At 39.0% G+C, this 12,267-nt stretch carries 11 protein-coding genes; 3 read left to right on the forward strand and 8 right to left on the reverse strand.

The annotated features are described in order from the left end of the window. Positions 1-9: 9 nt before the first annotated feature. The 3 genes from N178_RS03395 to N178_RS03405 form a co-directional block, all read right to left on the reverse strand. A complete protein-coding gene (locus tag N178_RS03395) occupies positions 10-492 on the reverse strand; it encodes a GNAT family N-acetyltransferase (RefSeq protein ID WP_045290466.1) in 483 nt (160 codons plus the stop codon). Positions 493-639: 147 nt separating this feature from the next. Beyond that, complete coding sequence (locus N178_RS03400) at positions 640-1,116, reverse strand: site-2 protease family protein (RefSeq protein ID WP_045290467.1); 477 nt, start codon at positions 1,114-1,116, stop codon at positions 640-642. Between the two features lie 146 nt (positions 1,117-1,262). Beyond that, the gene (locus tag N178_RS03405) at positions 1,263-2,081 is read right to left on the reverse strand and encodes an AraC family transcriptional regulator (protein ID WP_237758394.1); all 819 of its coding nucleotides are present in this window, start codon (positions 2,079-2,081) and stop codon (positions 1,263-1,265) included. A gap of 138 nt (positions 2,082-2,219) precedes the next feature. On the opposite strand from N178_RS03405, the gene lacZ reads away from it, so the two are divergent. Then, positions 2,220-5,324 carry a beta-galactosidase, LacZ type gene (lacZ, locus tag N178_RS03410; RefSeq protein ID WP_045290472.1) on the forward strand — a complete coding sequence of 1,035 codons (3,105 nt, stop codon included), beginning with the start codon at positions 2,220-2,222 and terminating at the stop codon, positions 5,322-5,324. Positions 5,325-5,360: 36 nt separating this feature from the next. Here the strand turns inward: lacZ and N178_RS03415 are convergent, their stop codons facing one another. The 4 genes from N178_RS03415 to N178_RS03430 form a co-directional block, all read right to left on the reverse strand. Next, positions 5,361-6,272, reverse strand: coding sequence for an EamA family transporter (locus tag N178_RS03415; protein ID WP_045290474.1), 912 nt, complete (start codon positions 6,270-6,272; stop codon positions 5,361-5,363). Positions 6,273-6,371: 99 nt separating this feature from the next. Then, positions 6,372-8,288: a vWA domain-containing protein gene (locus N178_RS03420; RefSeq protein WP_045290476.1), complete on the reverse strand. Its 1,917-nt coding sequence runs from the start codon at positions 8,286-8,288 to the stop codon at positions 6,372-6,374. Between the two features lie 11 nt (positions 8,289-8,299). Further along, complete coding sequence (locus N178_RS03425; protein WP_014460283.1) at positions 8,300-9,190, reverse strand: ATP-binding protein; 891 nt, start codon at positions 9,188-9,190, stop codon at positions 8,300-8,302. Positions 9,191-9,346: 156 nt separating this feature from the next. Then, the gene (locus tag N178_RS03430) at positions 9,347-9,577 is read right to left on the reverse strand and encodes a YkvS family protein (RefSeq protein ID WP_013056869.1); all 231 of its coding nucleotides are present in this window, start codon (positions 9,575-9,577) and stop codon (positions 9,347-9,349) included. A 421-nt stretch (positions 9,578-9,998) separates the two neighbouring features. On the opposite strand from N178_RS03430, the gene N178_RS03435 reads away from it, so the two are divergent. Next, positions 9,999-10,493: an RNA polymerase sigma factor gene (locus N178_RS03435; protein WP_013056868.1), complete on the forward strand. Its 495-nt coding sequence runs from the start codon at positions 9,999-10,001 to the stop codon at positions 10,491-10,493. Further along, the gene (locus N178_RS03440; protein WP_045290479.1) at positions 10,490-11,680 is read left to right on the forward strand and encodes an anti-sigma factor; all 1,191 of its coding nucleotides are present in this window, start codon (positions 10,490-10,492) and stop codon (positions 11,678-11,680) included. Before N178_RS03435 ends, N178_RS03440 begins: the two co-directional genes overlap by 4 nt. A gap of 32 nt (positions 11,681-11,712) precedes the next feature. Here the strand turns inward: N178_RS03440 and N178_RS03445 are convergent, their stop codons facing one another. Beyond that, complete coding sequence (locus N178_RS03445) at positions 11,713-12,165, reverse strand: helix-turn-helix transcriptional regulator (RefSeq protein WP_045290628.1); 453 nt, start codon at positions 12,163-12,165, stop codon at positions 11,713-11,715. Between the last annotated feature and the right edge of the window lie 102 nt (positions 12,166-12,267).

Genomic DNA, 12,267 nt, shown 5'->3' on the forward strand with positions numbered 1-12,267 from the left:
CCTTTACTCTCATTTTTCATTATATATACTATAAAAAAATAATGATTTATCCCATTTGTTAACTTGCTTTTCTTTTTTCATGCCAATTCTTTCAGCCACTTTAATCGATGGGAAATTGTCAGGATCTATTAATGATATAATCTTCTGAAATTTCAGCGTATTAAGTCCGTAATGTAGGCAAGCTTTTGCTGCTTCACTCGCATAGCCTTTTCCCCAGCAGCTGCGTAAAAATAAATAGCCAAGCTCCGGGTCTACCTTTCCGTCTACTTTTTGAAGAACCATGCCGCACTGCCCTAGAAACTCTCCATTCTGTTTATCCTCAGCGACCCACATGCTAATGCCGTATGTTTGATAATGCTGCTTCATCCATTGAATCCAGCGATATGTGTCCTGTTCATTTTTAGTAGAAGAATAATACTTCATGGTTTCAGCATCTTCAAATATTTTCATTAAATTGCCTGCATCGCTTTCAGCCATAGCTCGCAGCGTCATTCGCTCTGTCTCAATAATCGTATAAATCCTCTCCTTTCTTCCATTCCATAGCGTAATATCTTTATTATCCGCTACTATTTTCTTTTCGTAAAGTTTTCCTTTTTTTATTTAAATGAAACAGAAAAAAAGGCTGCTACACACAGCCCTTTAATCTGGATCACACGTTTTCCCGTACCGTAATACGTTATATATAGCACGTCCATCACTTGCAGTTGTCTCTGTATATTGAATTGGAAGCAGTGAGAAAATAACATAATAGACTGAAAAATAAACAAATTGATAGCAAAATATATCTTCAGGCAGAATATTAGCCATAATGAATCCATTTATTATAAAAATAGTAAGTAAATTAAACAGTACGCCGCCCGCATACACCACTGCATGGGAAAAGCGACTGTCGTTCTTAAGATTTTCATATTTACAAAACGAGTCTAGAAAATAGACTGACTTAATTTTAAACTTCCCCATTTTAAGAATCGTTTTCCCCCGCCCAATAGTAAAATCGACCTTCCCTCCGAAAATAATTGCCATGACGGAATGCCCCAGCTGATGAACAAATGATACAAGTGGCAATACAAGACAGAATGACCACACAAACTTTGGAAGATCATTTAACCCAAACACGTTTATCCCTCCTTTTTGTTTCTTCTCTCTACTTTTCCTCCCCGTTTTCACTTAAAACTACATTTAATTTCTTTTTTAAAACTCATACGAAATAACCAGCATACACATCATGTCTTATGACCTAGATAAAACCCGATATATGTAGCTTATGAAAAATACATTTTCCGAAAAACAGTTGGCGTCACGTTTTCCTGTTCTTTGAAGCGCTTGATAAAATAGCTTGAATGTTCATACCCTACTTGTCTTGCTATATCTTGTACGGAGATTTGGTTGTTTTTAAGCAGCAGTTTCTTTGCTTTTTGAATCCGCACGCGCGTTACGTATTCAAACGGCCGGATGCCAAGAGATTGTTGAAAGAGCAAACACGTATACTGCTCCGTTACGTTGAGCTGCTGCGCCAGTACTTCTAGCGTTAACGGCTGATGATAGTATTCCTCGATATAACGAAGGACTGGGTTTAGCTGAGTAATTTGCTGCAGGCGACTTTTACTTTCTATATATACGCTGTCTTGGCGAAGTTTTAAAATGACGCTGTATAGTAGTTCAGAGCACTGCATGGTGCTAGAGGTATGATTTTCTTCTAACCGATTCATTAGTTCTTGAAGCATCCTGTAAAGACTTTCAGCATTTGTAAGGACGATTTTTCCCGAATTAATAAATTGAAGAGAAAGCATGATATCATCAATCAAACTTCCGCTAAAAGAAACCCAGCATACTTGCCATTCGCTCGTAACGGGATAGTATTCGTGCGGAACGTGCGGCGTCAGAAACATCCCTTCATTTTCTTTTATAATATAAACCTCGTCGTTTACACGAAGCTCTCCCCTTCCTTTTAGGCATTGAATCAATTGGTAATCAGGAAACTCTCCCTGACGCTTAATATGCGTTTGGTGTCTCCAGCTTCCAGCGCTTGTAACATAGAATGGCAGTTTCATATCTTCATCTGAAAGAGCCGGAAAGTACATACGGTCCACATTACTTCCCCCTTTTTATGTGAATATAGTTATATTATCATGAAAATAATTAGATTGATAAGGTTTTCAGAAAACGTTATCATTTTCATATAAACTAATAACCTAGTACTTTAGAAATGAGGGATCGACATGTTAAAAACCGGCAAGAAATTTCATTATACAGCACCTGCAAACGGATACCCTGAATGGAATAACAACCCTGAAATTTTTCAATTGAACCGTGCAAAAGCACACGCTTTACTTATGCCTTATCAAACGGTCGAAGAGGCTTTAAAAAATGATAGAAAATCTTCTGTTTACTATCAAAGCTTAAATGGCAGCTGGTATTTTCATTTTGCTGAAAATGCAGATGGCCGCGTCAAAAACTTTTTCGCTCCTGAATTTTCATATAAGAAATGGGACTCTATTTCAGTTCCTTCACACTGGCAGCTGCAAGGATATGATTATCCTCAATATACAAACGTGACGTACCCTTGGGTTGAAAACGAAAACCTCGAACCTCCTTTTGCACCGACTAAATATAACCCTGTCGGTCAGTACGTCCGTACTTTTACACCTAAATCCGAATGGAAAGATCAGCCGGTGTACGTCAGCTTCCAAGGCGTCGAATCTGCTTTTTACGTATGGGTTAACGGTGAGTTTGTTGGATACAGCGAAGATAGCTTTACTCCAGCTGAATTTGATATAACTTCTTACCTTCAAGAAGGTGAAAATACAATAGCAGTAGAAGTATATCGCTGGAGTGACGCAAGCTGGCTTGAAGACCAAGATTTTTGGCGAATGAGCGGCATCTTCCGAGATGTGTATCTTTACTCTACTCCACCGGTTCACATCTATGACTTTAGCGTTCGTTCGTCGCTTGATAACAACTACGAAGATGGTGAACTTAGCGTTTCAGCTGATATTTTAAATTACTTTCAGCACGATACTCAAGATCTAACATTTGAAGTCATGCTGTATGACGCGAATGGCCAAGAAGTACTACAAGCTCCGCTGCAAACAAATGTAAGTGTAAGCGATCAATATACAGCGTCCTTACGTACGCACATTAAAAGCCCTGCAAAATGGAGCGCGGAAAGCCCTAATTTGTATACACTTGTACTCAGCTTAAAGAATTCTGCTGGTTCTATTATCGAAACAGAAAGCTGTAAAGTTGGCTTCCGTACGTTTGAACTAAAGAATGGCCTTATGACAATCAACGGCAAGCGCATTGTACTTCGAGGAGTGAACCGCCACGAATTTGATTCAGTAAAGGGCCGGGCAGGCATCACACGCGAAGACATGATTCACGATATTTTGCTGATGAAACAGCATAATATTAACGCGGTGCGTACATCCCATTATCCTAACGATTCAGTATGGTATGAACTATGTGATGAATACGGGCTGTATGTTATTGACGAAACCAATTTAGAAACGCACGGAACGTGGACTTATTTACAAGAAGGTGAGCAAAAAGCCGTTCCAGGAAGCAAGCCAGAATGGAAAGAAAACGTATTAGATCGCTGTCGTTCGATGTACGAACGTGACAAAAACCACCCTTCTATCATTATTTGGTCGCTTGGAAATGAATCATTTGGCGGAGAAAATTTTCAGCATATGTATACCTTTTTTAAAGAAAAAGATTCCACTCGACTTGTTCATTATGAAGGAATCTTCCATCACCGCGACTATGATGCTTCTGATATAGAAAGCACGATGTATGTTAAGCCAGCAGATGTAGAACGCTATGCATTAATGAATCCAAAAAAACCTTACATCTTATGTGAATACAGTCATGCTATGGGCAATTCTTGCGGAAATCTGTACAAATACTGGGACCTGTTCGATCAATATCCAGTCTTGCAAGGCGGTTTTATATGGGACTGGAAAGATCAAGCTCTTCAAACAACAGCAGAAGACGGTACTTCTTACTTAGCTTACGGCGGAGATTTTGGTGATACGCCTAACGACGGTAACTTCTGCGGAAACGGCTTAATCTTTGCTGATGGGACAGCTAGCCCCAAAATTGCAGAAGTAAAAAAATGCTATCAGCCCGTAAAGTGGACAGCAGTCGACGCTTCTAAAGGAAAATTTGCCGTTCAAAACAAACACCTGTTTACAAACTTGAACGCCTTTGATTTTGTTTGGACGGTTGAAAAAAACGGTGAACTACTTGAAAAACATGCGTCTCTTTTAAATGTAGCTCCTGATAGTACAAACGAACTGACGCTTTCTTATCCTCTTTACGAGCAGGAAAACGAAACTGATGAATTTATTTTGACTCTTTCTCTCAGATTATCCAAAGATACAGCTTGGGCTTCAGCTGGATATGAAGTGGCGTACGAACAGTTTGTGCTGCCTGCCAAAACCGCTGTACCTTCAGTAAAAGCTGCTTATCCTGCTTTATCAGTTGACCAAAACGAACAAACGCTTACGGTTACAGGAACTAACTTCACGGCTATTTTTGACAAGCGAAAAGGACAGTTTATCTCTTACAACTATGAGCACACCGAGCTGCTTGCGTTGGGTTTCCGTCCGAATTTTTGGCGTGCAGTCACCGATAATGACCTTGGAAATAAGTTGCATGAAAGATGTCAAACGTGGCGTCAAGCAAGCTTAGAGCAGCATGTGCAAAAAGTAACTGTTCAGCCGCAAATTGACTTTGTTATCATTTCGGTTGAACTAGCTTTAGATAACTCTGTTGCTTCTTGCTATGTAACGTATACGCTATATAACGATGGTGAAATGAAGATTGAACAATCTTTAGCACCTTCTCAGACAATGCCTGAAATTCCTGAAATCGGCATGCTGTTTACGATGGATGCGGCTTTTGATTCTTTAACATGGTACGGCAGAGGCCCTCATGAAAATTATTGGGATCGTAAAACTGGCGCTAAGCTTGGCCTTCATAATGGCAGTGTAAAAGAGCAAGTTACACCGTATTTACGCCCTCAAGAATGCGGAAACAAAACGGACGTTAGATGGGCAACTATTACAAACGATCAAGGACGCGGCTTTTTACTAAAAGGTTTGCCAACAGTCGAGCTGAACGCTTTACCTTACTCACCTTTTGAACTGGAGGCTTACGATCATTTTTACAAATTGCCGTCAAGCGATTCAGTAACCGTGCGGGTTAACTACAAGCAAATGGGCGTTGGCGGAGACGACAGCTGGGGAGCTAAAACACATCCTGATTACACACTGTATGCCAACCGCTCGTATACAAACACGTTTACGCTAAAACCTCTATAAAAGTAAAAAGGACTTTCATTTGAAAGTCCTTTTTACTTATGATGTCACCTCCGGCTTTCGCTGAGAAAGCAAAAATACCGTAGCGATAATAAGAATTGTACCTAACCACTCTGTCCATCCAAAGGTCACATGAAGCCATAGAACAGAGAGCGCCGCCGCTGATAAAGGCTCTGCTGACGCAAGAACAATAGCTTCAGAAGCGCTAATATGCTTCAAGCTTTCCAAATAGCAATAAAATGCAATGAGCGTTCCGAAGATAATCACAAATAGCACCGCACACAGCGACAATAACGACCACTCACCGGCTATATGCCACGGCGGATGAATAAATGAAAAACTTACACCGCCTATTACCATTCCCCAGCCTACTACTTCAACTGAGCTCCATTTCGCAAGAAGGCGTTTAGGCTGAATCGTATAAAAAGCAGACGTCACAGCTGCCCCAATCCCCCAAAACAACGCCCATCCTGTAATAGACAGCTCGTTAAAATTTCCGCTTGTTGCAAGAAAAAATGTCCCCGTTATGACGAGCGCAACAGAAATCATTTCTACCTTCACCGGCCACTTTCTTGCTTGCAGGGCTAAATAGCCAATAATAAATATTGGCGACGTATATTGAAGTACTGTAGCTGTAGCAGCGTTTCCTGCTTCAATAGCTGCAAAATATGTATATTGTACGCCGAGCATACCGATTACACCAAACAAAAGCAGCGAAGTCCTCTCTTCTTTTGTTTTCCAAATCGCAAAAATATTGCGCTGCTTAGAGGCTATTGCCAAAAGCAGCAATCCGGATACTAGCATACGGACGACGACCAGCCACTCTGCGTTAAAACCTTTATGCTGAAATAAATATTGTGCTACCGTGCCAGATACCCCCCACATCGTAGCGCCAATGATTACAAGCAGCAGCCCCCATGCTCTTTTAGATGATGTTTGAACTCCTTCCACTTGCCATTCCTTCTCTCTTTTTCATATATATTTAACTTACCTCTCTCCTCTTTAACGGTCAATAGCAAAAAAAAGTCGAAGCAATATGCTTCGACTTTTTTAAATACTTTTGTGAAGTAATTTCTTGAGTAAAGGAAATAGCACATCGGGAAGTTCTTCGATGTTTGGTACTAGAATACTATATTTCCCGTACATATTTTGAATGGTTTTCTTTTGTCCTTCATCAATTTCACCGTTCGATAAAAAGACGTTGATGACTTCAATTCCATGTTTTCGTGCTTCTAATACCGCTTCGTGCGTATCTACAATACCATTTTGTTCATATCCCATAGCCGCTGGTTCCCCGTCTGAAAACACAAGTAAAAACTTCTGCTGCTCAGAACGCTGAAGCAAGCGACGTGTCATATGGCGAATGGCAAATCCATCACGGTTATCTTCTTCAGGCTCAAGCTGCATAATTTCAGGACCGCTTTTACGCTTTAATGATGCTTGAAAGTCCATAACCGTCTGCAGGTAGTTAGGCTGGCTTGTTTCGGTAGCATCATTTGTATCTTCCCAAAATCCTACAATTTGATGAGGCACCATAACAGATTTTAATGCTTCATGAAATAGCGTAATTCCGAGCTTCGTTTCATCCATTTTGTCGTACATCGATGCGGAACAGTCAACTAAAAGAGAGAAGACAGCATCAATTTGTGCAGAATCTTCATCTTTTTTATAAAACAAACGAGGATTATCATCCGTCCATAGTTTTAGAAGTTTTTTATTTAATCGGCCAAAGTGCAGCTCGCTTCTAGGAAGCGTTTTTTTATGTTCAAGCGTTTTTTCAATCATTTGCTTTAATTTCTTTTGATACGATGCAATGATTTTTTTATTCTCATCATACTGAACAACATGATCTTCGTTCGGAAGTTTAGAATCTATAAAAACAGCATAGGCATGCTTATTTTCTTTCCCATACTCATAATCTGCTTCTCCGTCTTTTTCCGGATGCGTTTGCTCCATGGCTTCGATTTGAGAGTAATCGTTCCTCGATGTTTTTTGAGAAGATCCTTGCACCATTCCCATTGCTTGATCTCCATCGTCGCCTTCACGAACACCATCGCCTAGCATATCTGTTTTTGAACCTTGATCCATATCAAACTGCAGAAAACTTTGCGTCGCTTCGCTTGTCTCTCGATGCCACATTTCCATTTTCTCTTCGTGAATGTCTTCATCTCCGTCTTTTTCATGCTCTAAAATATCATCGTTAACTAATGAATCTTTGCGTTTTAAATCTTCAAAGGTTAACCCTTCTTCTAACTGATCATACTGGAGTTCAGCCAAAAAGAAATAAGTATTAAGCATATCTTTTTCGATAATATCATCAAAAATATCTACAAGTTCAAGGCAGATGCGAGACACATCTTTTGTCGTTTTAGCTTCATATACATTTGTTAGCTGTCTGCGAATAAAAGGCATCGCTAAGTTAATCGATTCACTCATTGAAGGAATCTCTTCAAACGGATTTTCAGCCGTCAATAGCAAGTAGATGCCGTTAAAAAGTGCATCCGTATACACGCTTTTTGTTAAATTTGCGCTCATTTGTGTAGCAAAATATTTTCTGTAGAGATTTCTTCTGACTGCGAAGGCTTTTTTCGTTCCAGGACGTTCGCGTTTGCATACTTCTTCTAAACGAATATCTTCAAACAGCATAAACAGCTGCTTAGCTAAGCTAGGTACCGACGTTTTATTTATTTTCTTTAAATATGCATTAATTTCTTTGAAGTTTGAATGCTTATAGCTTCCAATACTCCTTAAAAATACATCACTTTTTAAACCGTGTACTTTGTCTTCTTCTGGACGGTTATCCCAAAAGTGACTGAGATAAATAATGCCGTGTACAGGGTCATAATAAGAAGAAACACGATACTCTACTTCAATTTCATCATTTTTTGTTAATGTTTTCGTTAAATCTGCCAGCTCCATATAGAGAAAGGAATCTACATTTTTGTCGTTAAATTTAATAAATCGCATAGCGCCACTCCTTACTCAAATAATGTTTCAGCAATATTTTGAATGGCGGCTTTTTCCCTTTCATCTTCTAGCTTTTCAATAATACCGCGTTTAATCGCGCGAAGAGGCGGCATATAAAGAGCTAAATCACACGTATCAATAAGCGCACGAATAGACGCAGCTTCTTCTGATACATGGCCGCTTTGAACTTGAGTAATTAAATCTGCAGAGAGCGTGACAAATTTATCAATTAACTTTTCGTCTTTTAACTGAGACTGAGACATTAGAACTTGCTTTAAGCTGCTCCCTTGAATATATGGCACTTCAATGACAACAAAACGATTTTTTAATGCTTCGTTTAATGGAACAGTCCCAACGTACCCTTCGTTAATAGCCGCTACTACGCCGAATGTTTGCTGACCGCGCACTACATCTCCAGTGAATGGGTTTGTAATCATTTTCCGGTAGTCAAGTACCCCGTTTAAAATAGGAAGCGTTTCAGGTTTCGCCATGTTAATTTCATCAATATATAATAAATGGCCTTTTTTCATTGCCTGAATAACAGGTCCTTCTACAAACTCGATACCTGTTTTACCTTCTTGTTCAGAAATTGTTTTAAAGCCAAGCAGCGCTTCTGCATCTAAATCAACCGAGCAGTTAACGCTATGCATCGGCTGAGAAAATAAATGCGACAGCGTTTCAGCTAGCTTTGTTTTACCTGAACCTGTTGGCCCTTTTAAAAGTACGTTTTTCCCTAGTGACAAGGCAATAATGGCATCTTCTAAAATATCTGCTTCTTCTGCTGTATAGCCGCCTTTTCCGATTAATAGCTGATCAGCATGAGATAGATTTTCATATTTACGATTCGCTAAAAGCGAAAGAACCTCTTTTGGTAATGATAATTGTGATAATTGAATTGACATAACAAAAAATCCTTTCTTTCTGCATACTTTCTATAGTTTACTAAAAAACATTCTTCTTCTCAAAGAATTGCTTTACCTATGCGTTTTCCTCAGGTTTCCGATAGAAAAATCGCCGCCTTTAAACATATATTCAGTAAAAAAAAGTAGGTTATTCACCTACTTTTTTACGATTTTATAGTTTTTATGATTAACGACTGTTTTCATGGATTCGCCCGTTTCAGCATCTTTCCCAAAATCGACGATAACCGAATTGTCTCGCACTACCATAACAATTCCTTTAAATCCTTTATAGTCGCCTTTTTTAGGCTGAATCGTATCGCCAACTTTAGCTGCTTTGACTTTAGGTGCTTGTTCTTCTGTACCTTGTGTATTTTCTACGTCCATCATGACCCCACCTTTTCCAATTTACCGTGTTTTTTATAAGTGAAAACACAATTTAATTTACTTTTTGTTGAAAATACTTAGTTTATTTTCCCACAAACATCCATGGTTAAACACCATGTGTTTGTCCATTTTAATTTTGCAAACAAACGCTGTATTTTTTATTATGTATGTAGCTGTTTTTTGTAAGAGCACATCCTTGTTCTATCATAACATTTTCTGTTTCCTTCGAACACCAATTACCCTTTAGTTTTTTAAAAAAATGACAAATTACACGGAATTATGTCGAATTTCATATGATTTTCTTTTTAGTATGATAAGCTATATATCGTATTTTAAGCATCTTTTATCTATTACATACGATTTTTGATAAAAAAACCGAAACTTTTATCCACAAATTGCGTTGATTAAATGAAAGGGGGAGAAAATGGCACAACAGCATAACTTTGAACACATTTATAAACAGCACATGCATGATTTGCTGCGCTATCTTCTCTCTCTTACTCGCAGAAAAGAATCAGCGGAAGATTTAATGCAGGAGACCTTTTACCGGGCACTTTTACACTTAGAAACGTATAAAGGCGAGGAAGTGAAGCCTTGGCTGTTCAAAATTGCTTATCACGCCTTTATTGACTGGTATCGAAAAGAAAAAAAACGCCCTACTGTCGAAATAGAAGAATGGCACTTTACTCCTCAGCCAAGTGCTGAAGAACAAGTGATGATTCAAAGTGAAATCGACGGCTGGCTTTCTGATGTATCTGCTTTGCCTCCGGCTAAGCAGAATATTGTACTGTTACGAGATTATCATGGCTTCACATATGAAGAGATTGCAGAAATGACTGGCTTTACTCTGTCAAAAGTGAAAATGGACTTGTATCGTGGTCGTCAACAATTGAAAAAAAGAAAGGAAGAGGACGGATGAGCTGTCAAGATATGAAGCATCAATGGGAAAAATATAAAAACGGCACTTTGACAGACAAAGAAGCAGAAACACTTGAACAACATACGGAAAATTGTGAAGCATGCTCAGCTCATTTAGAGCACTTGTTAACCGAAGATGAACCGTTATCGCCAACTCCATCAGCTACTTCACTAAGTGACGATACGATGTTGGATAATAAAAAAGTTAAAAAGTCCATCTATATGGCCAAATGGAAGCAGCGTCTTTCAAATGTGACAACTGTCATTAGCTCTGTCGTTCTGCTATGGATTGTCGGCAGCTTTTTATCCATTGTATATTATCATCAATCAAAAACCGAATACATAAACAGCGTCAATCAAGCGGCTATCGAATCTGCTTTTCCGAACGTTCATATACGTGAAACCACTTCTGATACACAGTCCTTTTTCCGAATGCAGTCGAAAATGGAAGCTTATAAGCAAATTGGACGTGAAGAGCAGGCCATTGGGACGTTTACATTTCATCAGCTGTTTGATAAAACGAGCGGTGTAGAAAAAGAATTTTCCGGCGGTAAATACGATCTTAACCTTTCCTTTGTCTATCCTGATCCCAAAAAACTAAAGCAGCATGCACAAGAGTATAAGGAATGGACGAATGAAACATGGAATGCATTAGAAAACCTGCCAAAAGGAACGGTAAGCGAAGTGGCTATTTCTTTTGATGATACGTATTCGCTAAAAGAAGTTCAGCAAAAAATGAACGCCATCGACAGCCGTGATTTTTCTACCTCTTGGTACGCGCTTAATACAGGGAACGAACAAAAAACAAGCACAAAAAATGAGCCATTAATTGACTTAACATCAACATTTGGCTTTCCAGAGTTTTTAGACTTGCCTTACGAGCACAAAGGAAATCAAACACACTCTACTAGCAAGTCGAACGTTTTAAATATGATGAAACTATTAGCCGATAATGAAGAAACGGTCCAAAAAGTTCGTCAGCTAGACCATTCCGATTTGTTGCTAAAGCAGCGATATTCTTATGTAAAGAAACATGGCGTCGGTGTGTACGGCGTTGTGATTACAGGACCTACCAAAAAGCTTCTGAAATTAAAAAATGATCCGTCTATCACCTACGCGTCACTTGGAGATGTAGAGCTATGGAATTGGTTCAACCGCCCTTCATCCGGCACGTTAATGAATCAGTAACAAGCACTTGAAAGCAAGTGCTTGTTTTTATTTTATTTCTTCGTTAATTCTTCAAACCTTTCTACAGCTTCGCTTTTATCAAATGAACTAAACCATCGATAGTCTTGGTCATCTAAAATACGATAGTGCTGACTAATCATATTTTGCTGCAGACGAAAAGAACCTTCTTTTTGGATCTCTTTCCACCATACTCTTCCACCGAGCGTTTTATCTTTTGGAGAAGATACGCCGTTATGAGCAATGACTTCTACTACTTCTAAGGGGACATCTCCTAAAACCGATTGAAGGATTTCACTGTCACGAAACAAACCGCATACTGCAACAGTGGTCGTCCACCCTGCTTCCGTGCGCCCTTTTTCAATTTGAACCAGTGTTTTTTTTGAAATACCAATGACTTCAGCCATTCTGTCTTGTGAATAGTTTTTTTCTAAACGAATTAATCGTATTTTATCCGATACGGATTTAATCACTTCTTGTTTATTCATTTTTACAGCCCTTTCTTTCCATACACGCACATTTCTTTAGTGTAATATTACACCTAATTTAAGAAGAGTTTCAAGAGTTTCAAGCGTTTCCCTTCATCACAA

The organism is Priestia aryabhattai B8W22, from assembly GCF_000956595.1.
GTDB classification, from domain to species: domain Bacteria; phylum Bacillota; class Bacilli; order Bacillales; family Bacillaceae_H; genus Priestia; species Priestia aryabhattai.

Coding starts and splice junctions, on each gene's coding strand:
- N178_RS03395 (WP_045290466.1), bottom strand. CDS start 492: ATGACGCTGCGAGCTATGGCTGAAAGCGATGCAGGCAATTTAATGAAA.
- N178_RS03405 (WP_237758394.1), bottom strand. CDS start 2,081: ATGTACTTTCCGGCTCTTTCAGATGAAGATATGAAACTGCCATTCTAT.
- lacZ (WP_045290472.1), top strand. CDS start 2,220: ATGTTAAAAACCGGCAAGAAATTTCATTATACAGCACCTGCAAACGGA.
- N178_RS03420 (WP_045290476.1), bottom strand. CDS start 8,288: ATGCGATTTATTAAATTTAACGACAAAAATGTAGATTCCTTTCTCTAT.
- N178_RS03425 (WP_014460283.1), bottom strand. CDS start 9,190: ATGTCAATTCAATTATCACAATTATCATTACCAAAAGAGGTTCTTTCG.
- N178_RS03430 (WP_013056869.1), bottom strand. CDS start 9,577: ATGATGGACGTAGAAAATACACAAGGTACAGAAGAACAAGCACCTAAA.
- N178_RS03435 (WP_013056868.1), top strand. CDS start 9,999: ATGGCACAACAGCATAACTTTGAACACATTTATAAACAGCACATGCAT.
- N178_RS03440 (WP_045290479.1), top strand. CDS start 10,490: ATGAGCTGTCAAGATATGAAGCATCAATGGGAAAAATATAAAAACGGC.
- N178_RS03445 (WP_045290628.1), bottom strand. CDS start 12,165: ATGAATAAACAAGAAGTGATTAAATCCGTATCGGATAAAATACGATTA.